The sequence below is a fragment of the Streptomyces actinomycinicus genome (assembly GCF_016741775.1).
Lineage (GTDB): Bacteria > Actinomycetota > Actinomycetes > Streptomycetales > Streptomycetaceae > Streptomyces > Streptomyces actinomycinicus.
The window spans coordinates 1-23,847 of sequence record NZ_JAERRK010000018.1 but is presented as its reverse complement, the minus strand read 5'-3'; the positions used below and the strand labels follow the sequence as shown (position 1 = coordinate 23,847).

The following is a 23,847-nucleotide window of genomic DNA, read 5'->3' as shown; positions in this document are numbered from 1 at the left end:
CGCCCGTCAGGACTTCGCTCACCCGGTGAACGTGAAAGAATCGACATCGGCTCACCGGTACCGACAGCGAGCAGGAGACACAGCACGATGCGCATCGGAGTTCTCACCGCAGGCGGCGACTGCCCCGGCCTGAACGCCGTGATCCGGTCGGTCGTGCACCGGGCGGTGGCGCAGTACGGCGACGAGGTCATCGGCTTCGAGGACGGCTACCGGGGTCTGCTCGACCGCCACTACCGCGCCCTCGACCTGGACGCGGTCAGCGGCATCCTGGCCCGCGGCGGCACCATCCTCGGGTCCTCCCGTCTGGAGCGCGACCGGCTGCGCGAGGCCTGCGACAAGGCCACCGACATGGTCGAGGAGTTCGGCATCGACGCGCTGATCCCGATCGGCGGCGAGGGCACCCTGACCGCGGCCCGCATGCTCTCCGACGCCGGTCTCCCGGTCGTCGGCGTCCCCAAGACCATCGACAACGACATCTCCTCCACCGACCGCACCTTCGGCTTCGACACCGCCGTGGGCGTCGCCACCGAGGCGATGGACCGCCTGAAGACCACGGCCGAGTCCCACCAGCGGGTGATGGTCGTCGAGGTCATGGGCCGGCACGCCGGCTGGATCGCCCTGGAGTCCGGCATGGCCGCCGGTGCCCACGGCATCTGCCTGCCCGAGCGCCCCTTCGACCCCGCCGACCTGGTCAAGATGGTCGAGGAGCGCTTCTCCCGCGGCAAGAAGTTCGCCGTCGTCTGCGTCGCCGAGGGCGCCCACCCCGCCGACGGCACGATGGACTACGGCAAGGGCGAGATCGACCAGTACGGCCACGAGCGCTTCCAGGGCATCGGCACCGCGCTCGCCTACGAGCTGGAGCGGCGCCTCGGCACGGAGGCCAAGCCGGTCATCCTCGGCCACGTCCAGCGCGGCGGCGTCCCCACGGCCTACGACCGGGTCCTGGCCACCCGCTTCGGCTGGCACGCGGTCGAGGCCGCCCACCGCGGCCAGTTCGGCCGGATGACCGCGCTGCGCGGCACCGACATCGTGATGGTTCCGCTCGCTGAGGCGGTCACCGAGCTGAAGACCGTGCCGAAGGACCGCATGGACGAGGCCGAGTCGGTCTTCTGAGCCGTACGCCCCCACACCCGGCCGGCGGGCCGTCGCCGGCCGCGGCGGGGCACGTCTGCAGGCGGAGGCGGTCAGCCGGTCCAGGCGGAGCCGCGGTCAGCCGGTCCAGGCGAGGCCGCGGTCAGCCGGTCCTGCCCTCGACGCCGGTCCAGAAGTTGTCGACGATCCCGTCCAGGAACTGCGTCCCGGACTCACTGGCGCTTCTGCTGCCGCCGCCCCAGCTCAGGGTGGCGGCCATGTGCCCCTGGTAGTCCTGGTGCAGTTCCTGCAGCACCGCCTCCACCACCTCCTTCTCCAGGGGGGCGAGCTTCATCACCGGCCGCACATAGGCCTGCCAGCGGGTGGTCACCGCGCTGTGCAGCAGGTCGGCGAGCTTCGCCTCACGGCCGGTGACGGCGACGAAGTCGGGCAGGGCGAGGTCCAGGATCCCGGCGAGCGCGGCCGACTGGCGTTCGTTGCCCCGCCACTGCCCGCTCTCCTCCGCCCGCAGATAGGCGCGCAGCTCCATGCCGACGGCGTGGGCGACGTCCTCAGGGGCGACGGCACGGGCGATGCGGTGCTCGCGCAGGGTCCGCGGGCGGCCGATGAGTTCGCCCGGAGAACACCACAGCACACCCGCGAGCGCGGTGAGTTCAGGGTTCCCAGGGGCGACGGTGCCGCGCTCCCAGGCGATCACGAGATCGGGGGTGACGTACGGCAGCCCGTACGAGGCACGCATTCCGTAGGCGACGTGCTCGGGCCCCATGCCGAGGGCGGCACGGAGCCTGCGGGCGGCCGGGGCGTTGAACGGGGGAGCCGGGGGATTCGGTTGGGCTGAGGGTTGGCGCACGCCGGACAAAGTAGGGGTGTTCCGCCACGCTGACTACGGTCGGTTCCGCCGAGATCACGGATCGTAGGAACGTACGGGTTGATCGCGGAGAGTGAGCTGACACTCGGTGTCACCCCGTGTGACCTGGAGTTACCTGACGTTACCCCTTCACGGCGCCGCCGAGCGCGAACCCCCCGCCCAGCCGCCGTGCCACCAGAACATACAAAAGGATCACCGGCGTCGAATAGATCACGGAGAACGCGGCGAGCTGCCCGTACGCCACCATGCCCCGGTTGCCGAAGAAGTCGTTGATGCTCACCGAGGCCGGCATCCGGTCCGGCGAGAGCAGCAGCATGAACGGGACGAAGAAGTTCCCCCACATCATCACGAACGAGAACACGGTGACGACGGCGAGCCCGGGACCCATCAGCGGCAGCACGATCCGCACGAGGGACTGCAACGCCGAGGCCCCGTCCGTCCAGGCCGCCTCCTCCAGCTCCCTCGGCACGCCGTCCATGAAGTTCTTCGTCAACCAGATCGCGAAGGGCAGCTGGGAGGCGGCGAAGAAGAAGACCGTGCCCTGCAGGGTGTCGATCAGGTCCACCCGGACGAACAGCGCGTACACCGGCACCATGATCGCCGTGATCGGCAGGCTCGTCGCGAACAGGACCGTCAGCAGGAACGGCCGGTTCAGCCGGGACCGGAACCGGGACAGCGGATACGCGGCGAGAGCGGCACAGGCGACCGTCAGCGCCGTGGCACCCCCGCACAGGACGAGGCTGTTCAGTAACGGCGTGTAGGTGATCTCCGGAGTCAGGATCGCGTCGAAGTTGTCGAGCGTGACCCCGTCCGGCACCCTCACCCTCAGCCCGGCGTGCGGGTCCACGGCCGACAGCAGCACCCAGACCAGGGGCAGGGCGAAGGCGCCGGCCACGGCCAGCAGTGAGAGGTCGGCGGCGAGCCGCCGCGAGGCACGGTCGCGGGCCATCAGACCTCCGTCCGCAGCAGCCGCAGATAGACCGCGGAGAACAGGGAGCCGACGAGCAGCAGGAGCAGGGCGACCGCGGTGCCGTACCCGATCATGCTGTTCTGGAACGCCTGCTCGTACATGAACAGCGGCAGGGTCTGGCTCCGGTCCCCGGGCCCGCCCCGCGTCATCACCCAGATCAGCCCGAAGACGGAGAGCGTCTGCAGGGTGTTGAGCATGAGGTTGGTGCCGATGGACCGCCGGATCATCGGCAGCGTGATGTGCCACATCCGCCGCCAGCCGCCGGCACCGTCCACCTCGGCGGCCTCCGTGATCTCGGCGGGTATCCCGTCCAGCGCGGCGGAGTAGACGAGCATCGAGAACGCCGTGCCCCGCCAGACGTTGGCGAAGGACACGGCGAGCACGGGCAGGGTGAACAGCCAGTTCTGCCGGGGCAGGTGCAGCCAGCCGAGGACGGCGTTGAGCGTCCCCTCCCGCCGGAAGAACGCGTACAGCAGAAACCCGGCGACCACCTCCGGCAGCACCCACGCCGTGATCACCACTCCGCCGGTGAACGTGCGCACCGGTTTCGAGGCCCGCTTCATGAGTGCGGCCAGGGCCAGCCCCAGGGTGTTCTGCCCGACGAGCGAGGACAGCACCGTGAACACCAGCGTCAGCCACACGGCGTTCAGGAACGCGTCGTCCCGGAAGGCCCGGCGGAAGTTGGCCAGACCGACGAAGGAGGAGTGGGCCTGGCCGGTCAGCTGCAGGTCGGTGAAGGCGATGTACACGCAGTAGGCGATCGGCCCGGCGAGGAAGAGGAGCAGGAGGACGACGGCGGGAGTGAGCGGGAGGAACCGGGCGGCCCGGCGCCGGGCCCTCATTTCCGGATCACTCGGCCGCCGGTGACGTCGTCGAGGGCGGAATCGAATCCGCGCGCCGCCTCCTGCACCGACCGGTCACCGGTCGTCACCCCCTCCATGGCCTCCTGGACCGCGGTCGACACCTTCGGGTACGCCGGATAGGCGGGCCGGTAGTGGGTGTGCGCCACCAGGCCGGTGAAGAACTCGATGCCGGGCTGGGCGGTGGCGTAGGCGGGATCCTCGGCGACGTCCTTCCGCACGGCGATGCCGGAATTGGCGATGTACCACTTCCGGGCGTTGTCCTTCGTCTGCATCACCTTGACGAAGTCGAAGGCGAGGTCCGGATTGCCGGCCTTTGCCGGGACGGCCCAGGTCCAGCCGCCGGACATGCTGACCTTCCCGGGCGCCTGCCCGTGCTGCGTCGGCATGGGTGCCAGCCCCAGCCGGCGGGACCAGTCGGGCCAGGCGTGCCCGCTGCCCGGGAGCCAGGCCTGCGGCAGCCAGGAGCCGTCCAGGTCGATCCCGAGCTTGCCCTGGGGGAGAAGCTCGCCGTTGACGGTGGTGGCGAAGTTGGGATCGAGCGCGTCGGAGACCTCGGGCCCGAGCTTCTCCTCGTAGACGGTCTCGACGAACGTCAACGAGTCCCGGAACCCCTGGCCGGCGCTGATCCACTTCTTCGCCGAACGGTCGTAGAGCGGATCGGAGGAGCCGTCGCCGGTGCCGTACAGGAGCATCTCGAATCCCTGCATGGTCGCCCGCTCACCCGCCGGCTTGCCGGTGTAGACGTTGAGCGGGATGACGCCGGGAACCTTCCGCTTGATCGTCCGGGCGGCCGCGAGGACGTCGTCCCAGGTCTTCGGCTGCCAGTCGGTGGGCAGCCCGGCCTTCTTGAACACCCGCTTGTCGAACCACAGTCCGCGGGTGTCCGTCCCGTCCGGGACGCCGTACGTCTTGCCGTCCTGGCCCTTCGCGGCGGCCTTCGCGGTGTCGAAGAACCGGTCCCAGTCCGGCCACTTGGCGAGGTACGGGTCGAGGGACTTCAGATAGCCGCTCGTGATGTCGGAGTTGATGAGGAAGGTGTCCTCGTAGACCAGGTCCGGCGCGGTCCGCGGGGAGCGCAGCATCTGCTGGAGCTTGGTGTAGTACTCCGAGTCCGGGGCCTTGATCGGCACGAACTCCACTTTCTTGCCGGGGTGTTCGCGCTCGAACTGCTCCTTGATCCCGGCGAGGTAGGTGTCCATCACCTTGACCGAGTTGTCGGTGGACTGCTTGTACGACACCTTGAGCGTGTCCGGGTCGCTGCCGGAGCCGCTGCCGCAGGCGGTGAGGGCGGTGGCGGCGAGGGCGAGAGCGGTGAGGGTGGCGGCGGTGGGGGTGGCGGCGGTGGGGCGCACGGGCATGACCTCCTGAGCGCACGTGGGGGTGGCGCGGAGATTGCTGCCGTGTGAAGGTATGAGGGCTGGTCCGGTCAGGTCAATGAGTCTGCGCGGGATTGGGATCTGGCGGCCTGTTCGGGGGCATTGGCACGGTTGTAGGCGTCCACGGCCATGAGCCAGTAGGCGTGCGCCTCGACGGGGTGCTGAGCGGCCTGGTGGGCGATGGCCAGGTTGTTGAGGGACTGGCCGGTTCGGAACCAGTCTCCGAACTCCTTGTAGATCTCCAGCGCCTCGGCGTGCATCTGGATCACCTTCTCCGAACGGCCCGCCACCAGCAGGGCGTTGGCGAGGTTGCTCAGCGCCATGGCGGCCCTGAGGCGGTCGCCGGGGGCCTTGGCCACCTCATGGGAGTGCGTGTGAGCGTCGATCGCTCCGTCCAGGCGGCCTGCCGCACGCAGGGTGAGACCCAGGTTGTTCACAGGGACCGTTCCCCGTCCAGCCATGCCAAGGCCTGGGACCGGTCGGCGAACGGCTCCGGCTCGTCTCGCCCCGGCAGCCAGGACAGACGGTCACTGGCCGCCTCGGGCGGACAGCGCCTCGGTACCGGAATCCTCGCCGGGGGCCAGCGCGAGCAGCCGCAGCAACCGGGCCTGTGCCGGCGCCAGACGGCGGTACGACGTCTCCAGCACCGGGCGCAGGACGAGCGAACGGCCGTAGAGGTCCGCCCCCGGGCTGCCGCGGTCGAGCACCCGGGTAGGGTCGCCCGCCTCCTCGGTCTCCGAGACCAGCGAGGTGATGTCCCGGCACCGGCGCCGGCGCAGCATCGCCGCCGCGATCTGCAGGGCCAGCGGCAGGTGCCCGCACAGCGAGGCCAGCCGCAGCAGGGCGTCCGGTTCGCGCGCCGCCCGGTCGTCACGCTCGTCGGCGTCGTGCAGTGCCCGGGTCAGCAGGGCCACCGAGTCGTCCGGGTCCAGCGTCTCCAGTTCCACGTGCCGGATGGGCAGCGTGTCCTGGCGGTCCCGGGACGTGATCAGCACCCGGTGCCGGCCGGTGCCGGGCAGCAGCTCGCGGAACTGGGCCGGGTCGGAGACGTGGTCGAGGATGAGGAGGGTCCGGGGCCGCCCGGCGAGCCGGTCCCGGTACGACGTCGTACTGCCGCGCCGCCGTGGTCGGCAGGTCCGGTCCGTGCACGCCGAGCGCGTCCAGCAGTGCCAGCACCGCCTGGTCGGCGGTGGCCGGGGCGTCGTCGTAGCCGCGCAGGTCCACGAAGAGCGTCCCGCCCGGGAACCACTCCTGTGCACATGCCCGGTGCGCCGCCTCCAGGGCCAGCGCGGTCTTGCCGATGCCGCCCATGCCGGTGAGGGCGGAGATGAGGATGGGCGGCGCGCTGTCGTCCTCGGGAACGGGCGCGAGGCAGGGCAGCAGGCGGTTCAGTTCGTCCGTACGGCCGGTGAAGCCGATGGGCCGGGGCGGGAGCACGGCCCTGGCGCGCGGAACGGGTCCGTGGACCGCCCCCACGCCGCCTTCCGGCCTGGTGTCCCCAGGGGTAGGGCGCTCAGGCTTGCTGTCCTCCGACCTGCTTCCCGATGACGGGTCCGAGGAAGACGCCGCCGCGGAAGTCGATGTGCTCGCCGCCGTGGCCCGCGGGGCGGCCTCGGGGGCCCTCCTCGGAGTCGGCGGAACCCCCGTCACGAGGCCGGTGCTTGTGCAGCACCGCCATCGTCACCGCGGCGGCCTGCGCAGCCGCCAGCTGCTGCGAGCCACCGGCGTCGGCCGCGGCCTTGTCCGCGTTCGCCCGGTCGCTGATGCCCCGGATGACCAGGGCGTCCAACTGGCCGCTGAAGTGGGCCGCCCGGGCCGCCCCGGAGCCCTCCATCTCGATCGCCGCGGCGTCGTTGTAGTGCGACTCCAGGTGTCGCGCGATGGCGGACTCGGCGTCGGCCAGCACCACGTCCCCGGTGGCGACCGGCGCGAAGTGCACCACGACGTCCGCCAGGTCCCGCGCCGCCGAACGCGCCGCCTGTTCGAGCGCGTGGGAGCCGGGCAAGGCCTTGGGGCGGACCTTGAAGCCTTCGTCCGTCTGCTTGCCGCCGTGGATCTCGTACACGTCGGTGCCGACCACGACGTCGCCGATGCCGACGTCTTTCTTCAGGCTGCCGGCGACCCCGACGAAGAACACGGCCTGCGGCTTCAGCCACTCGATGAGCCGCGTCGCGAGTGCCGCGGCCCGCTCGGCGCCGACCCCCAGCTCGCTGATCGCGACCCGCCACGGGCTGTCGGGCAGCCTGCCCGTTTCGACGCGGGTCCCGTTCGGATGGACGCGTTCCTCCCGTTCCTCGACGTACGCCCGCACCGCCGCGTACTCCAGCGCAAGTGCGGTCAGGACCAGAACAGTGGGCTTCGTCTCCGGCACACTCATAAGGTACGCCGGGGGAAGGGGTAGAGGTGGCGGAACGAGATGTCACCGTGGGGCAGTTGCTGCTCACCGAGTACCAGACCGTCAAGGACGAGCAGAAGACACGGATCGGGTTCCGGGACAACCTGCTGTACGTCACCCTGACCGTCGTCGCGGCCGTCATCGCCGCCGCGGCCCAGGCCAGGCAGACGGCGATGCTGCTGGCCCTGCCGCCGGTGTGTGTGGTGCTCGGATGGACGTACCTCGTCAACGATCAGAAGATCTCGGCGATCGGGGCGTACGTCCGGGGGGAACTGGGGCCGCGGCTCGCCGAGCTGGTGCAGGCGGAGGGCGCCGAGGTGTTCCGGTGGGAGGTCGCGCACCGGGGTGACGCGCGACGGTTCTCACGGAAGGTCGCGCAGTGTGTCGTGGACCTCCTGGCCTTCTGCGTCGTTCCGTTGAGCGGGCTCGTCGTGTACTGGGTGGGGGACGACGTCTCGGCCGGCCTGGTCGTCCTGTCCGCGCTGGAGGCCGTCGCCGTGGCGGGACTGGGGGCGTACATCGTCCAGTACGCCGTACCGTTCGGGGCGGGGAGCGCAGCGGGATGAGCGATCATGTCGACTTCCAGGGCGGGAAGTTCACCGGGCCGGTCATCGGCAAGGCGGAGTACAAGCAGCAGGCGCCGGCACCTACAGCCCTGGACGCGTTGCCGCCGCCCGCCGCCGGATTCACCGGCCGGGACCAGGAGTTGGCGCGCCTGAGGGCCGCGCTGGATCCCTCGGCCGCCGACGCCGAACAGGCCGTCCTCGTCACCGCCGTCTCCGGGCTCGGTGGCATCGGGAAGACGGCGCTGGCGGTGCAGGCGGCGTACGCGGCGCGGGAGGCCGGGTGGTTTCCTGGCGGGGTGCTGTTCGTGGACTTGCACGGGTACGACGACGTTCCGGTGACGGCGGACCAGGCGTTGCAGTCGCTGCTGCGGGCGCTGGGCGTGGAGCCGGAGCACATCCCGGCGACGGCGGACGAGCGGGCGGCGCTGTACCGGTCGGTGCTGGCCGGGCGGGAGGCGGTCCTGATCGTCGCCGACAACGCGTCGTCGCCGGAGCAGGTGAGGCCGTTGCTGCCGGGGGGTGTGCGGCACCGAGTGCTGGTCACTTCGCGGGACCGGCTGGCCCAGCTGGGGGCGCGGCTGGTGCCGTTGGATCAGTTGACGCCTGGCGCCGCGTACGAACTCCTCGACAGGGCACTCCGTATCGCCGACCCGGAGGACAACCGGGTCGTGGAGGAGACGGATGCGGCGGCGCGGCTGGCTGGGCTGTGCGGGTATCTGCCGCTAGCCCTGCAGATAGCGGTGGCGCTGCTTGCGGAGGATCCCGGCAAGTCGGCCGCGGAACTCGCCGGCGAACTGGGCGCGTCGTACGACCGGCTTGCCGCGCTCGACGACGGCGACCGCAGTGTGCGCGCCGCGTTCGACCTGTCGTACCGGCGGCTTCCTGCGGACGAGGCACGGTTGCTGAGGCTGCTGGCTCTGGCACCCGGACCAGAGGTGAGCGAAGAGGTGGCCGCTGTGCTGGCCGGGGAGAAAGAGCCGCCGCTGGCCGGCCTGCGAGCCCTGGCGCGAGCACACCTGGTGGAGCGGGGAAACGACGCGGGGTGCTGGCGGATGCACGACCTCGTGCGTGAGTTCGGAGCGGGTGAGCTGACCGGGGACGTGAAGACGGTGGACGAGGCGCGGCATCGGCTTCTTGTGCACTACTACCATTGGGCGGACGCGGCGGATGACCGACTACGGTGGCTCCCGGGGAAGCCGGAGCCGGAGCGGTTCGCCACCCGCGCTGAGGCGTTGGTCTGGTTCGACAGGGAGCGCGCGGGGCTGGTGGCCGCGGCACAGTGGGGGCGGTCGGAGCGGTACGCGAGTGTGGCTGTGAGGCTGGCCTTGTGTCTGGGCACCTACTTCGAGTGGCGGCGGCACTGGGACGACCTGATCACCGTCAGCAGTGCTGCTCAAGAGGCGGCACATGACGCCGGTGACCGGAAGAACGAGGCCATGGCGTTGATCAACCTCGGCAACGCCTTGGTGGTTGCGGGCCGGCCCGAGGAGTCGGTGGACGCCACACTCCGTGGTCGCGATCTGTGCCGGAGCCTTGGCGACCGCGAGGGTGAGGCAGCGGCGTGGAACAACCTCGGCCTTGCCCTGCGCGATCTCGGACACATCGACGATGCCGTGGATGCGCACACCCGCAGTCGCGATCTGTGCCACAGGCTAGGTGACCGTGAGGGCGAGGCCATGGCGTGGAACAACCTCGGTCTCGCGCAGGAGGAAGCGGACCGAGTGGCGGACGGGATCAACGCTTACACCCGTGCCCTGGCTCTGTCTCAGACCATCGGGGACCGCCAGATCGAGGCCACCGTGTGGAACAACTTGGGCAACGCTCTGGAAGCGGTGGGGCGGGTGGACGAAGCCCTGCAGGCCTACGGCAAAGATCTGCAGTTCTGCTTGGAGTTCGAGCACTGGTACGGGGCGGGCCAGAGTCTCGACAATCTTGCCCTCGCCCTCGGCTCCCTCGGGCACTTTGAGGATGCCAGCGCCCACTACCTTCGAGCCGCCGGCGCCTACACCCGTGCCAACGCCCCCCGAGAAGCCGCCGAAGCCCGCGTACGCGCAGCCGCCCTCACCGCCCCTGAGGAACCCACCGATACACCAGCTCCGGTCGCCCCACCTGCCCGTACAACGGACTCCGTCCCGCCCGGCCCGCCTCCACCAGGTGTTCCAGGTACCGGCGGGCCGTGATCCGCGAGATCCCCACCGCCTCGGCCACCCTGGCCGCCGTGAGCCCCTCCGAAGCGGCCTCCCGCAACGCGGCCGTCACCCGCTCCAGCGTCGGCCCGCTCAGCCCCTTCGGCAGTGCCGCCGGCGACGGCGCCCGCAGGGACGCCAGGGCCCGGTCCACCTCGTCCTGGCCGCTCGCCTCGCCCACCGCCGCGTGGAACTCGGCGTACCGGGCCAGCCGGTCCCGCAGCGTCGCGAAGGTGAACGGCTTCAGGACGTACTGGACGACGCCGAGCGAGACGCCCTCCCGGACCACCGCCAGGTCGCGTGCCGACGTCACCGCTATCACGTCCGCGTGGTACCCGGCCGCCCGCAGCGAGCGGGCCAGCTGCAGCCCGTGCCCGTCCGGCAGGTGGAGGTCCAGCAGCAGCAGGTCCACGGGGGTACGGTCCAGGATCCGCCGTGCCTCCGCGCCCGTGTGCGCCTTGCCGACCGCGACGAACCCCGGCACCCGGCCGACGTACATCACATGGGCGTCGGCTGCCACCGGGTCGTCCTCGACGACGAGGACGCGGATGGGCTGCTGTTCGTTCGTCATCTGCTGCCACCCGTGACCGTGCGCAACGGCAACCGCACCTCGAACACCGCTCCGCCCTCGCCGTCCTCGTCGGACTCCGCCACCGTCAACGTGCCCCCGTGGCGGGTCACCGCCTGCCGGACCAGGGCCAGCCCGAGCCCCCGCCCGCCGGGCCCGGCCGGCTTGGTGGAGAACCCCCGCTGGAATACCAGGTCGGCATGGCCGGGGTCGACCCCCGGGCCGGTGTCGGACACGCGCAGCACCAGTTCGGCGTCCGAGGCGTACGCCGTCACGGTCACCCGCGCCCCCACCGTCCCCTGCGCCGCGTCCACCGCGTTGTCGATCAGGTTGCCGAGGATCGTGACCAGGTCCCGCGCCGGCAGTTCGGGCGGCAGCAGGCCGTCGTCCAGGCGGCTGTCGGGGGAGACCACCAGTTCCACGCCCCGCTCGTTCGCCTGCGCCGTCTTGCCCAGCAGCAGGGCGGCCAGCACCGGTTCGCTCACCGCCGCGACGACCTGGTCGGTGAGGGCCTGGGCCAGCTCCAGCTCGGCGGTCGCGAACTCCACCGCTTCCCCGGCCCGGTCCAGCTCGATCAGGGAGACGACCGTGTGCAGGCGGTTCGCCGCCTCGTGCGCCTGGGAACGCAGGGCCTGGGTGAAGCCGCGCTCCGAGTCCAGCTCGCCCATCAGGGACTGGAGTTCGGTGACATCGCGCAGGGTGACGACCGTGCCGCGCTGCTCGCCCCCCGACACCGGGGAGGTGTTCACCACCAGCACCCGGGACGCCGTCAGATGCACCTCGTCCACCCGGGGCTCGGCGGAGAGCAGGGCCCCGGTCAGCGGGGCGGGCAGGCCCAGGTCGGCCACCGAACGGCCCACCACCTCCTCCTCCGGGCCCACGCCCAGCAGTTCCCGGCCGCCGTCGTTGATCAGCGCCACCCGGTACCGGCCGTCCAGCATCAGCAGCCCCTCCCGGACCGCGTGCAGTGCCGCCTGGTGGTAGGCGTGCATCCGGCTCAGCTCGGTGGCGTTCATGCCGTGGGTGTGGCGGCGCAGCCGCGCGTTGATCACGTGGGTGCCGACCGCACCCAGCAGCAGGGCCACGCCGGCCACCCCGAGCAGCGCGGTGACCTGGTCCTGGACCCGGGCGCTGATCGTCTCCACCTTGATGCCGGCGCTGACCAGGCCGATGATGCGGCCGTTGTCGGTGATGGGGGTGACCGCGCGGACGGATGCGCCGAGGGTGCCGGTGTAGGTCTCGGTGAAGGTGCGGCCGTGCTGGGCCGGGCCGATGTTGCCCAGGAAGCGTCTGCCGATCTGCTTCCTGTCGGGGTGGGTCCAGCGGATGCCGGACGGGTTCATGATCGTGACGAAGTCGACGTTCGCGTCCCGCATGACCTGCAGGGCGTACGGCTCCAGCAGGTCCGAGGGGTGCGAGGTGCGGATCGCCGCGCGGACCGAGGGGGAGTCGGCGATCGAGCGGGCCACCGCCGTGGCCTGGCGGGCGGCCGCGTCCTCGGCCTGGCGCTGGTCGCTGACGTAGGTGAACAGCGCGTACCCGGCCACGACGACCGCGATCAGCACGGCCTGCATGGCGAACAGCTGGCCGGCCAGGCTGCGGGGCCGCGGAAGGGTGGGTACGCGCATGCCAGCAGTGTCCCTCTCCGCTCGAGCGTGAACTAAATGAACGGAAGGGTGACCGCCCTCACAGGGCGGGAGATAGTCACGGCATCCCCAACAACGCCCGGACGTGAGCCGCACGCCGGTTGTTCGCCGACGAAGACGTCAAGGAGGGCAGTCGTGGCCGCCAGCACTCCCGATACGGCACCTGCCGCACCCCGTGGGAAGCGGGACCGGACCCATTACCTGTACATCGCCGTGATCGTCGCGGTCGCCCTCGGTATCGCCGTGGGTCTCATCTGGCCCGATGCCGCGGTGGAGCTGAAGCCGCTGGGCACCGGATTCGTGAACCTGATCAAGATGATGATCTCGCCGATCATCTTCTGCACGATCGTGCTCGGCATCGGGTCCGTACGGAAGGCCGCCAAGGTGGGGGCCGTCGGCGGTATCGCCCTCGGCTACTTCCTGGTGATGTCGCTCGTCGCGCTGGCCATCGGGCTCGTCGTCGGCAACGTCCTGCACCCCGGGGCGGGGCTGCATCTGACCGATGCCCTCAGGCAGACCGGGCACGCCCAGGTGTCCAGCGAGGCGCTGCCGCCGGTGGACTTCGTGCTGTCGATCATCCCGACCACGTTCGTGTCCGCCTTCACCGCGGGCCAGGTCCTGCAGACGCTGCTGGTCGCCCTGCTCGCCGGATTCGCGCTCCAGGCCATGGGCTCCGCCGGCCGGCCGGTGCTGCGCGGCATCGAGCACATCCAGCGGCTGGTCTTCCGCATCCTGTCGATGGTGATGTGGGCCGCGCCGATCGGTGCGTTCGGGGCGATCGCGGCCGTGGTCGGCTCGGCGGGCCTGGACGCGCTCAAGAGTCTCGCCGTGCTGATGGCCGGCTTCTACGTCACCTGCTTCCTGTTCGTCTTCATCGTGCTCGGCGCGCTGCTCCGGATCGTCGCGGGCCTGAACGTCTTGTCCCTGTTCAAGTACCTGGCCCGGGAGTTCCTGCTGATCCTGTCCACCTCCTCGTCCGAGTCCGCGCTGCCGCGGCTCATCGCGAAGATGGAGCACCTGGGTGTCAGCCGGCCGGTGGTGGGCATCACCGTGCCGACCGGGTACTCGTTCAACCTCGACGGCACGATGATCTACATGACCATGGCGTCGCTGTACATCGCGGACGCGCTGGGTACGCCGATGTCCGTCGGGGAGCAGATCCCGCTGCTGCTGTTCCTGCTGCTGGCGTCCAAGGGCGCGGCCGGGGTCAGCGGTGCGGGGCTGGCCACCTTGGCCGGCGGTCTCCAGTCGCACAAGCCCGCGCTGGTGGACGGCGTCGGTCTGATCGTCGGCATCGACCGGTTCATGAGCGAGGCCCGGGCGCTGACGAACTTCGCGGGCAACGCGGTCGCGACCGTGCTCGTGGGTACCTGGACCAAGGAGATCGACACGGTGCGGGTGCGGCGGGTGCTGGCCGGGGAGCTGCCGTTCGACGAGACGACGCTGCTGGACGAAGGCCGGACGACGGTGGGTGACGTTCCCGAGGCGCGGGAGGAAGGGTTGGTCAAGGCCTAGGCGTCTGCCGGGCTCGTCCCGTCGGGCGGCTGCGGCCTCGATGTGGCCGATCGCGCAGTTCCCCGCGCCCCTGGACGTGGGCGCTACGCGCCCCGTCCCCGTGCTCCGGACGTCCGGCCCGGCCTGAACCCGGGCCGGGCGTCCGGGTGTCACCGCCGGGCGGCCGAGGATCCCCCGTACCTCGGCCGCCCGGCTTCCCCTTTTCCGCCTCCCGCCTTCCGCCTCCCGCCTTCCGCCTCGCGCCTTCCGCCTCCCGGCTCGCGCGTCCCGCCTTCCGGCTTCCCGCTTTTCCGGCGTCACGAGGGTGCGTCACGACATCCCGGTCACCAGCTCGGTGGCGCGTGGGGCGGGTACGCCTGCCGCGGTCAGGACGGAGACCGCGGCCGAGCGGCCCGCCTCTTCCGCTGCCAGGAGGCCGTCGTTCACCGCCTCGGTCACCGCGAACAGCATCTGCTCCACCACGTAGGCGAGGGCCGGCGCGGGCAGCGGGGAGACGAACACACCCTCGTCCAGGCCGCGCTGGAGGAGGCGGATCTTGTCCTCGCGCAGGGGGGCGAGGCGTTCGCGGATGCCCTGGACGGTGACCGTGCGCTGGGCCAGGGCGATCAGCAGCCGGTATCGGTCGGCCACCGGCCACAGGGCGAGCAGTGAGCGGGCCAGTGCCTCCGCCGGGTCGCTCACACCGGCGCGGGCACGTGCGTCCGCGTCCGCCAGCGCCGCCACGGCCCCGTCGACCAGGGTGCTGATCAGCGCCTCGCGGCTGGGGAAGTGGCCGTAGACCGTCCGTCGTACGACTCCGGCGGCGCGCGCGATCTGGTCCATGGAGGCGTCGGGATCGCGCAGCAGTTCGGCGAGGGCGACGTCGAGGATGCGGCGGCGGTTGGCGTCGGCGCGGCTGGTGCTACCCGTGGTCATGGCGGTCATTCTGCCTTCCCCGCTGCCCCCCGACCCGACTTGCACAGTGCTGTGCAACACCGTACATTTCACATGGTCGTGCAATTGCACGCCGCTGTGCAACTCCATCGCGGAAACGAGGAAGGCGCCCTGCCATGCGACTCGTCAAGACGGAACCGGTCGAAAGGATGGACCGGCCCTATGCCCGGCGCTGGTGGGCGCTGCTGGTGCTCTGCCTGAGTCTGCTGATCATCGTCATGGCGAACACCGCCCTCACGGTCGCGGCGCCCGACATGACGCAGGACCTCGGGCTCACCAGCGCCGACCTGCAGTGGGTGGTCGACGGCTACACCGTCCCCTACGCGGCGCTGATGCTGTTGCTCGGCGCGATCGGCGACAAGTACAGCCGGCGCGGGGCGCTCGTCCTCGGCCTGGTGGTGTTCGGCGGCGGAGCCGTCTTCGGGTACCTGGCCGACAGCGCCGCGACCGTCATCGCGGCCCGCGCCGTGATGGGCGTCGGCGCGGCCCTGATCATGCCGGCCACGCTCTCGCTGCTCGCGGCGACCTTCCCGCGTGCCGAGCGGGCCAGGGCGATCACCCTGTGGACCGCCACCGCCGGGCTCGCCATCGCCGCCGGTCCGGTGGTCGCCGGTGCGCTGCTGCGCGACCACGGCTGGTCCTCGACCTTCCTGATCAACGTGCCCGTCGCGGCCGTCGCGATCGTCGGCGCCTTCGTCCTCGTACCGCCGTCCCGGGCCGGCCACCACGACCGCATCGACTACGTGGGCGGACTGCTGTCGGTGATCTGGACCGGCGCGCTGATCTACATGATCATCGAGGGGCCGCACTTCGGCTGGGGCGTCAAGGCCGTCACCGCGGCCGTGGTAGCGGGCGTCGCCCTGGTCGCCTTCGTGCTCTGGGAACTGCGCCACCCGCGCCCGATCCTGGACGTGCGCCGCTTCACCGGGCGCCGGTTCGCGGGATCCAACCTCGCGGTCGCCCTGTTCTTCCTCGCCGTGTTCGGCGCGTTCTACTACCTCACCCAGCACCTGCAGTTCGTCCTCGGCTACGACGCGCTGGAGACCGGTGTGCGCATGCTGCCGCTCGCCGGTGCCGTCTTCGTCGGCTCCGCCCTGACCGGCTGGCTCACCCCGCGCGTCGGCATGAAGTGGACCGTCAGCGCGGGCATGGTCGGCGGCACGACCGCCCTCGCCCTGCTGACCCGGGTGGACGCCGGCTCCGCGTACGGCGATTTCGTGGCGCCGCTGATCATCCTGGGCCTCGCCATCGGCCTCGCCCTCTCGCCCTGCACCGACGCCATCATGGGCGCGTTCCCGGAGTCCGAACTGGGCGTCGGCGGCGCGGTCAACGACACCTCGCTGGAACTGGGCGGCTCGCTCGGCATCGCCATCCTCGGCTCACTGCTCGCGACCTCCTACGGTGACCACCTCTCCGACGCCACCGCCGGCAGCAAGCTCCCGGCGAGCGCCCTGGACACCGCGCAGGACTCGGTCGGCGCCGGGTACGCCGTGGCGCAGGGCATCGGTGACAAGGCGCACCAGCTGGCCGGGCGGGCGGCGCAGGCCCAGGACCCGCAGCAGGCCGCGGCGCTCAAGCACCAGGCCGCCGAACTGGCCGCAGGCGCCCGGCAGATGGCCGACGCGGTGGGCTCGTCCTTCGCCGACGCGGTGGCCCGCACGAGCCTGGTCGGCGCGGTGGTCCTCGGTGTCGGCACGGTCCTGGTGGCCGTCCTGCTGCCGCGCCGGGAGACCCCCGCGCCGGAGGCGAGGACGCAGGAGAAGGAACTCGTGGACACCACGGCCGGCTGATCCGCCCGGGAGAAGCCGCAAAAAATCCCCCGGACAATTGCGCCCGGGGGATTTCTGTGCGTATATTCAATGGTTCGCGACTTCAATTGAATTGAGTCGCGGAGAAGTCCAGTGAGCACAGTATATGCGGGCGGGAGCGGAATTGTCAAACGCGGATCTGTCGAACAGTGAATTTCCGGACGATGAATTGCGGCACGAGCAGGAATTCATCGACGGGCTGTACGCGCGCGTCGACGTGCTGCGCGGTGTGGCGCAGGACTCCGTCGCGGACGCGCTCGCCCAGGGCGACAAGCCCATGCAGGCCCGGCTGGAGAGGGACATCCTGGTCGCCGAGCGCTCGGGGCTGCTCGCCGCGCTGAACGCCGTGGACGGCTCCCTCTGCTTCGGCCGGATCGACCTCGCCGACGGTGTGAAGCACCACATCGGACGGATCGGGCTGCGCGAGGACGACGCCGAGCGCACGCCGGTCCTCATCGACTGGCGGGCCGACGTCGCCCGTCCCTTCTACCTGGCCACCGGCCACACCCCCATGGGCCTGCGCCGCCGCCGGCACATCGCCACCGAGGGCAGGACCGTCACCTCCCTGCACGACGAGATCCTCGACCTCGGCGACGCCACCCGCACCGGCCACGAGGACCACAACGGCGACGCCGTGCTGCTGGCCGCGCTGAACTCGGCGCGCACCGGCCGCATGGGCGACATCGTGCAGACCATCCAGGCGGAGCAGGACCGGATCATCCGGGCACCCCACCGCGGCGTCCTGGTCGTGGAGGGCGGTCCCGGCACCGGCAAGACCGCGGTCGCCCTGCACCGTGCGGCGTACCTGCTCTACGAGCACCGGGAACTGCTGGCCCGCCGGGCGGTCCTCATCGTCGGCCCGAACCCGGCCTTCCTCGGCTACATCGGCGAGGTGCTGCCGTCCCTCGGCGAGACCGGGGTACTGCTGGCAACGGTCGGCGAGCTGTTCCCCGGGGTGAGGGCCACCGCCACCGACACGCCCGAGGCGGCCGCCGTCAAGGGCCGCGCCGGCATGGCCGACGTGCTCGCCGCCGTCGTACGCGACCGGCAGGCCCTGCCCGACCCGGTCGTCGCGATCGAGCACGACCGCGAGGTGCTCATGCTCGACGACGGCCTGGTGGGCGTGGCCCGGGAACGCACCCGCGCCGCCCGGCTGCCGCACAACGTGGCCCGCGAATACTTCGAGGGGTACATCCTCAACACCCTCACCGAGCTGTACGCCGAGCGCGTGGGCACCGACCCGTACGACGGCAGCAGCCTGCTGGACGCCGCGGACCTCACCCAGATCCGCGACGAACTCGCCGAGAACCCCGAAGTCTGGTCGGCCATCGACCGGCTGTGGCCCCGCATCACCCCGCAGCGGCTGGTCGCCGACTTCCTCGCCGAGCCCGACGGCCACCTCTCCCGGGAGGACGCCGACGCGATCCGCCGCCCGGTGACCCGGGCCTGGACTGTCGCCGACGTGCCGCTGCTGGACGAGGCGGCCGAACTCCTCGGCGAGGACGACCGGGTGGTCCGGGCCCGCGCCGAGCGCGAACGCGAGACCCAGGTCGCCTACGCGCAGGGCGTGCTGGACGTCTCGTACGCGTCCCGCACGTACGAGTTCGAGGACAAGGAGGACAGCGACCCGGACGCCTCCGAGGTCCTGGCGGCGCACCACATCATCGACGCCGAGCGGTTCGCGGAGCGCCATGAGGAGGCCGACCACCGCAGCGCCGCCGAGCGCGCCGCCGCCGACCGAACCTGGGCGTTCGGGCACATCATCGTGGACGAGGCGCAGGAGCTGTCGCCGATGGCCTGGCGGCTGCTGATGCGGCGCAGCCCGACGCGCTCGATGACCCTGGTCGGTGACCCCGCGCAGACCGCGGAGGCGGCCGGCGTCGGTTCCTGGGCGGACATCCTGAGCCCCTATGTCGAGGACCGCTGGGAGCACACCCGGCTGGGCGTCAACTACCGCACCCCGGCCGAGATCATGGAGCTGGCGGCGGCCGTGGTCCGTGCCGAGCGCCCCGGCTTCGAACCGCCGAGTTCCGTCCGCTCCACCGGTGTCCGGCCCTGGGTGCGGCGGGCCGCCGACGACCTGCCCGGCGCGGTGGCCAAGGCGGTCGCCGAACTCACGCCCGTCGAAGGGCGGCTGGCGGTGATCGCCCCGCGCGAGCTGCACCGCGGGCTGGCTGCCCGGCTGGACGGCGTCACGGCCGGTGCGGAACCCGACCTGACGCAGACCGTCGTGCTGCTCGACCCCCGCCAGGCCAAGGGCCTGGAGTTCGACGCGGTGCTGGTGGTGGAACCGGGCGCCTACGGCACGAGCGACCTGTACGTGGCGCTGACCCGGGCGACGCAGCGGCTCGGGGTGCTGCACACCGGGGCGCTGCCGCCGGCGCTGGCGGACACGGAGTGACGCCCGGGCCCGGGAGCGACCGCTCCCGGGCCCCTTCCGCCCCGGCCGCCACCGCCCCTTCCGGCCCCCCCGCGCGCCCGAGCGACTGCGCGGCTCCCCGCCGGGCGAATGCGCGGCGGGGAGCGGGGGCGGCGAAGGAGGTCAGGCCGGGCGCAGCCACACCGTCGTCAGCGGCGGCAGGGTCAGCCGGATGCTCGCCGGACGGCCGTGCCAGGGCAGCGGATCGGGCTTGACCACGTCCGGACAGGGCACACCGCCGCCGCCGTAGCGCGCCGCGTCCGTGTTCAGCACCTCCACCCAGGCCGGCACGTCCTCCGGCACCCCGATCCGGTACTCGTGGCGGACCACCGGGGCCATGTGCGAGACCGCCAGCAGCGGGGTGCCGTCGGCGTCGCGGCGCAGGAACGCGAACACGTTGTCGTCCGCGGCGTCCCCGGCGACCCACTCGAAGCCCGCCGGGTCGGTGTCCCGCTGCCACAGCGCCGGTGTGGCCCGGTACAGCGCGTTCAGGTCCCGTACGAGGTCCCGCACGCCCTGGTGCTCGGCCGCGGCGCCGTAGGACGGGTCGAGCAGCCACCAGTCGGGGCCGTGCGCCTCGGACCACTCCGCCCCCTGCGCGAACTCCTGCCCCATGAAGAGGAGTTGCTTGCCCGGGTGGGCCCACATGAAGCCCAGGTAGGCACGGTGGTTCGCGCGCTGCTGCCACCAGTCGCCGGGCATCTTCGACACCAGGGACCGCTTGCCGTGCACCACCTCGTCGTGCGAGATCGGCAGCACGTAGTTCTCGCTGTACGCGTAGACCATCGAGAACGTCATCTCGTGGTGGTGGTACTTGCGGTGCACGGGGTCGTGGCCCATGTACTGGAGCGAGTCGTGCATCCAGCCCATGTTCCACTTCAGGCCGAAGCCGAGCCCGCCGAACCCGCTCGGACCCTTGTGGTGGGTGGGCCGCGTGACGCCGTCCCACGCGGTGGACTCCTCGGCGATGGTGACCACACCGGGGCAGCGCCGGTACACGGTGGCGTTCATCTCCTGCAGGAAGGCCACCGCGTCCAGGTTCTCCCGGCCGCCGTGCTCGTTCGGCGTCCACCGGCCCGGCTCGCGCGAGTAGTCGAGGTAGAGCATCGAGGCGACCGCGTCCACGCGCAGCCCGTCGATGTGGAACTCCTCGCACCAGTACACCGCGTTGGCCACCAGGAAGTTGCGCACCTCGCGCCGGCCGAAGTCGAACTCCAGCGTGCCCCAGTCGGGATGGGCCGCCCGCAGCGGATCGTGGTGCTCGTACAGCGGGCGCCCGTCGAACTCCGCCAGCGCCCACTCGTCCCGCGGGAAGTGCGCCGGCACCCAGTCCATCAGCACGCCGATGCCGGCCTGGTGCAGCTTGTCCACCAGGTACTTGAAGTCGTCGGGGGTGCCCAGCCGGGCGGTCGGGGCGTAGCAGCCGGTGACCTGGTAGCCCCATGAGCCGCCGAACGGATGCTCGGCGACCGGCATCAGCTCCACGTGCGTGAAGCCCATCTCGGAGACGTAGGCGGGCAGTTGCTCCGCGAGCTGGCGGTAGGTCAGTCCGGGCCGCCAGGACGCCAGGTGGACCTCGTAGACGGAGAAGGGGGCCTCGTGGAGCGGGGTGTCCGCCCGGTGGGCGAGCCACCGCTCGTCGCCCCACTCGTGGTGCGAGACGTGCACGATCGAGGAGGTGGCGGGCGGGGCCTCGGTGCGGCGGGCCAGCGGGTCGGCGCGCAGGGTCCGGGAGCCGTCCGGCCGGGTGATCTCGAACTTGTACAGCTCGCCCTCGCCGATCCCCGGCACGAACAGCTCCCAGATCCCGGTGGCGCCCAGCGAGCGCATCGGGAAGCCGGTGCCGTCCCAGAAGTTGAAGCCGCCGGTGACCCGGACGCCCCGCGCGTTCGGCGCCCACACCGCGAACCGGGTGCCGGCGACCCCCTGCCGGCTGGTGACGTGCGCGCCCAGCGCACGCCACAGCTGCTCGTGCCGGCCCTCGCCGATCAGATGCAGGTCCAGCTCGCCGAGCGTGGGCAGGAAGCGGTAGGCGTCCTCCGTCTCGTGGACCGTGCCGTCGTACGTCACCAGCAGCCGGTAGGCGGGAACCTCGGCGAGCGGGAGCAGCCCGGAGAAGAAGCCGTCGCCGTCGTCGTGCAGCTCCGCCCGCAGCTCGCCCGAGACGACCGTGACGGCCTGTGCGTACGGGCGGAACGCACGGAAGGCGACCCCGCCCGGGACCGGGTGCGCCCCCAGCACGGAGTGCGGGTCGTGATGGGTGCCGTGCAGCAGCCGCTCGCGGTCACCTGCGTCCACGGCGGGGGAGACGGCGGCCTCCCGCACGGGCGCCGCCGGCTGAGCGGGCACCCGCGGCTCCCGTACCTTCGGCCTCGCGGCCTTGCTCCTGCGGGGCTTCTTCTTCGCGGCTCGGGCGCCACCCGTGCCGTCGGTGCTCTGGGTGCTCTCGGCGGCTTCGACGTTCTCCGTGTCTTGGGCGGGCTTCGAGGGGGCTGGCTTCTTCGACGTCACGAGCGAGTCTCCCGGGCGAGGATCGGGTCAGGTCTGGTCGGACGCGGCGAGACGGCGGATCGCCGACAGCGGTACGGGGAGCCAGTCGGGGCGGTGCCGGGCCTCGTAGACGACCTCGTAGACCGCCTTGTCGGTCTCGTAGGCCCGCAGCAGCACGGGATCGGTGCGGGGGTCGCGGCCCGCCACCTCGGCGTACCCGGAGCAGTAGGCGGATCGGCAGGCGTGCGCCCAGGCCGGGTGGGGCCCGGTCGCCGAACGGGCCGCGTAGTCGAAGGAGCGGAGCATCCCCGCGATGTCCCGCACCGGCGGTTGCGGCATCCGGCGTTCGGCCAGCGGCCGGGCCGGTTCGCCCTCGAAGTCGATCAGCGACCACTGACCGGACGGCGAGCGCAGGCACTGTCCGAGGTGCAGATCGCCGTGGACCCGCTGCGCGGTCCAGCTGCGGCCCTCGGCGGCGAGCCCGGCCAGCGCCTCGTACGCCGAGTGCAGCCCGCGCTCGTACGGCCGCAGCGCCGGGACCGCCTGTACGGCCGCCGCGAGCCGCTCGGTCATGCCGCCGACCAGCAGCTCCAGTTGCGGGTGACCGAGGGTGACCGTGGGCAGGGCACGGGCGAGCGCGGTGTGCACCTCGGCCGTGGCCCGGCCCAGCGCCCGTGCCTCCGCGGCGAAGTCCTCGCCCTTGGCCAGTTCGCGCAGCGCCAGCTCCCAGCCGTCGCTCGCCCCGCTGACATAGGGCTGGAGCACGGCGAGCACGTACGGCTCCCCGGCCGCCGGCTCGGCGGTCAGCCAGCCCGTCGGCGCGGGCACCCGGGCGCAGCCCTCGCGGGCCAGGGCGAGCGGGATCTCCAGGTCGGGGTTGACACCGGGGACGACCCGGCGGAGCAGCTTCAGAATGAACGTATCGCCATAGACCACCGAGGAGTTGGACTGTTCGGCGGTCATCAGGCGGGCCACGAGACCCGACCGGATCTCCTGCTGCGGGTCACGCTCGAAACACAGCCCGCCGATACGGTCCCGGGTGCGCAGGGCCTCCAGGAGCACCTCGGCGGGCCGGGGGTCGTGCAGGGCCTCGTACACCGTGTGTCCGGCGAGCGGGCCCTCCTCCACATGGCCGATCAGCGCGGGCGCCAGCCGGGGCGGCAGGGCCTCGCGCACGCCTATGAGGAGCTGGTAGCAGTCGCCGGGGTGCGGCGGGGCGCCCGGTGCGTCGGGCTGGTGGACGCGCAGCAGCAGGTGGTACAGGCCCAGCCGGCCGCCGGGTGGCAGCAGTTCGGTGACGGCCACGGGGGTGAACCCGGTGACCGGGCGGCCCTTGCCGGCGAACCAGCGCTGCCGTGGCAGCCATGCGCGCAGCAAGGGGTCCAGCGAGGCGAGCAGAGGGGTGGTGCCGGAAGAGGTGACCGTTTCCGCCATGGGCGTCACGTCCTTTCCCCTGAGCGCGAGGGGGTGTCACTTCTGCGTGCCCCGGGCGGGGCGGCGGAAACCCGCCGCCCCGCCCGGCAGCGCCCCGAGAGGGCGCGGGAACCGTGCGACCGGCCACAACGAGCCATCGGGGGGCCGACGGCCCGTCCCGCGGGACGCTCACGCCTCCCGGCGCAGCCGGAACCAGTAGAACCCGTGGCCCGCGAGGGTGAGCAGGTACGGCAGTTCGCCGATCGCCGGGAACCGCACCCCGCCGAACAGCTCGACGGGGTGCCGCCCTTCGAACCGGCTCAGGTCCAGTTCCGTGGGCTGCGCGAAGCGGGAGAAGTTGTGGACGCAGAGCACCAGGTCGTCCCCTCCCTCCTCGGTCAGGGGAGCCTCCCGCAGGAAAGCGAGCACCGCCGGGTTCGAGGACGGCAGCTCGGTGTAGGACCCCAGTCCGAAGGCAGGATTCTGCTTGCGGATCTCGATCATCCGGCGCGTCCAGTGCAGCAGGCTGGACGGGGAGGACATGGAGGCTTCCACGTTGGTGACCTGGTAGCCGTAGACCGGGTCCATGATGGTCGGCAGGTAGAGGCGTCCCGGGTCGCAGGACGAGAAGCCGGCGTTGCGGTCCGGCGTCCACTGCATGGGCGTGCGCACGGCGTCGCGGTCGCCGAGCCAGATGTTGTCGCCCATCCCGATCTCGTCGCCGTAGTACAGGATCGGT

General features: G+C 71.7%; 19 protein-coding genes. 6 read left to right on the top strand and 13 right to left on the bottom strand.

Translation table 11 applies throughout. The features are described 5' to 3' along the window. Positions 1–87 precede the first annotated feature (87 nt). Positions 88–1,113, top strand: coding sequence for an ATP-dependent 6-phosphofructokinase (locus tag JK359_RS27890; RefSeq protein WP_201841263.1), 1,026 nt, complete (start codon positions 88–90; stop codon positions 1,111–1,113). Positions 1,114–1,234: 121 nt separating this feature from the next. Here the strand turns inward: JK359_RS27890 and JK359_RS27885 are convergent, their stop codons facing one another. From JK359_RS27885 to JK359_RS27855, 7 genes are all read right to left on the bottom strand, one after another. Beyond that, positions 1,235–1,942 carry an XRE family transcriptional regulator gene (locus tag JK359_RS27885; protein ID WP_201841261.1) on the bottom strand — a complete coding sequence of 236 codons (708 nt, stop codon included), beginning with the start codon at positions 1,940–1,942 and terminating at the stop codon, positions 1,235–1,237. 139 nt (positions 1,943–2,081) lie between these two features. Then, the gene (locus JK359_RS27880) at positions 2,082–2,909 is read right to left on the bottom strand and encodes a carbohydrate ABC transporter permease (protein WP_201841259.1); all 828 of its coding nucleotides are present in this window, start codon (positions 2,907–2,909) and stop codon (positions 2,082–2,084) included. Continuing rightward, a complete protein-coding gene (locus JK359_RS27875; protein ID WP_201841257.1) occupies positions 2,909–3,772 on the bottom strand; it encodes a carbohydrate ABC transporter permease in 864 nt (287 codons plus the stop codon). The genes JK359_RS27880 and JK359_RS27875 overlap by 1 nt, the downstream gene beginning before the upstream one ends. Continuing rightward, positions 3,769–5,151 (bottom strand): extracellular solute-binding protein, encoded by a 1,383-nt coding sequence (locus tag JK359_RS27870; RefSeq protein WP_201841255.1) that lies wholly within the window; start codon positions 5,149–5,151, stop codon positions 3,769–3,771. The genes JK359_RS27875 and JK359_RS27870 overlap by 4 nt, the downstream gene beginning before the upstream one ends. 68 nt (positions 5,152–5,219) lie before the next feature. Beyond that, complete coding sequence (locus tag JK359_RS40235; RefSeq protein WP_201841252.1) at positions 5,220–5,606, bottom strand: tetratricopeptide repeat protein; 387 nt, start codon at positions 5,604–5,606, stop codon at positions 5,220–5,222. Between the two features lie 90 nt (positions 5,607–5,696). After that, a complete protein-coding gene (locus tag JK359_RS40230) occupies positions 5,697–6,428 on the bottom strand; it encodes an NB-ARC domain-containing protein (RefSeq protein WP_307788305.1) in 732 nt (243 codons plus the stop codon). 254 nt (positions 6,429–6,682) lie between these two features. Next, positions 6,683–7,546 carry a 5'-methylthioadenosine/S-adenosylhomocysteine nucleosidase family protein gene (locus JK359_RS27855; RefSeq protein ID WP_201841250.1) on the bottom strand — a complete coding sequence of 288 codons (864 nt, stop codon included), beginning with the start codon at positions 7,544–7,546 and terminating at the stop codon, positions 6,683–6,685. A 26-nt stretch (positions 7,547–7,572) separates the two neighbouring features. Here JK359_RS27855 and JK359_RS27850 point away from each other — a divergent pair, with 26 nt between their 5' ends. Beyond that, positions 7,573–8,130 (top strand): hypothetical protein, encoded by a 558-nt coding sequence (locus JK359_RS27850; protein ID WP_201841247.1) that lies wholly within the window; start codon positions 7,573–7,575, stop codon positions 8,128–8,130. After that, positions 8,127–10,310 (top strand): tetratricopeptide repeat protein, encoded by a 2,184-nt coding sequence (locus JK359_RS27845; RefSeq protein ID WP_201841244.1) that lies wholly within the window; start codon positions 8,127–8,129, stop codon positions 10,308–10,310. The genes JK359_RS27850 and JK359_RS27845 overlap by 4 nt, the downstream gene beginning before the upstream one ends. Here the strand turns inward: JK359_RS27845 and JK359_RS27840 are convergent. Both JK359_RS27840 and JK359_RS27835 read right to left on the bottom strand, forming a co-directional pair. Continuing rightward, positions 10,192–10,887, bottom strand: coding sequence for a response regulator (locus JK359_RS27840; RefSeq protein WP_201841242.1), 696 nt, complete (start codon positions 10,885–10,887; stop codon positions 10,192–10,194). The two genes, JK359_RS27845 and JK359_RS27840, sit on opposite strands and share 119 nt — an antisense overlap. Beyond that, positions 10,884–12,512, bottom strand: a complete 1,629-nt coding sequence (locus tag JK359_RS27835; protein WP_201841240.1) for a sensor histidine kinase — start codon at positions 12,510–12,512, stop codon at positions 10,884–10,886. The genes JK359_RS27840 and JK359_RS27835 overlap by 4 nt, the downstream gene beginning before the upstream one ends. Positions 12,513–12,665: 153 nt before the next feature. Here JK359_RS27835 and JK359_RS27830 point away from each other — a divergent pair, with 153 nt between their 5' ends. Further along, complete coding sequence (locus JK359_RS27830; protein WP_307788303.1) at positions 12,666–14,045, top strand: cation:dicarboxylate symporter family transporter; 1,380 nt, start codon at positions 12,666–12,668, stop codon at positions 14,043–14,045. Positions 14,046–14,354: 309 nt separating this feature from the next. Here the strand turns inward: JK359_RS27830 and JK359_RS27825 are convergent, their stop codons facing one another. After that, a complete protein-coding gene (locus JK359_RS27825) occupies positions 14,355–14,969 on the bottom strand; it encodes a TetR/AcrR family transcriptional regulator (RefSeq protein WP_201841238.1) in 615 nt (204 codons plus the stop codon). 125 nt (positions 14,970–15,094) lie between these two features. Between JK359_RS27825 and JK359_RS27820 the strand changes: the two genes are divergently transcribed. Next, positions 15,095–16,768, top strand: a complete 1,674-nt coding sequence (locus JK359_RS27820; RefSeq protein ID WP_201841236.1) for an MFS transporter — start codon at positions 15,095–15,097, stop codon at positions 16,766–16,768. 124 nt (positions 16,769–16,892) lie between these two features. Beyond that, positions 16,893–19,187 carry a HelD family protein gene (locus tag JK359_RS27815; protein ID WP_307788302.1) on the top strand — a complete coding sequence of 765 codons (2,295 nt, stop codon included), beginning with the start codon at positions 16,893–16,895 and terminating at the stop codon, positions 19,185–19,187. Between the two features lie 141 nt (positions 19,188–19,328). On the opposite strand, the gene glgB is transcribed toward JK359_RS27815, so the two are convergent. The 3 genes from glgB to JK359_RS27800 all read right to left on the bottom strand — a co-directional run. Beyond that, the gene (glgB, locus tag JK359_RS27810) at positions 19,329–21,716 is read right to left on the bottom strand and encodes a 1,4-alpha-glucan branching enzyme (protein WP_201841232.1); all 2,388 of its coding nucleotides are present in this window, start codon (positions 21,714–21,716) and stop codon (positions 19,329–19,331) included. A gap of 27 nt (positions 21,717–21,743) precedes the next feature. After that, positions 21,744–23,129: a maltokinase N-terminal cap-like domain-containing protein gene (locus JK359_RS27805; RefSeq protein WP_201841229.1), complete on the bottom strand. Its 1,386-nt coding sequence runs from the start codon at positions 23,127–23,129 to the stop codon at positions 21,744–21,746. Between the two features lie 168 nt (positions 23,130–23,297). After that, on the bottom strand, positions 23,298–23,847 hold a 550-nt coding region (locus JK359_RS27800; protein ID WP_201841226.1), incomplete at its 5' end, for an alpha-glucosidase C-terminal domain-containing protein.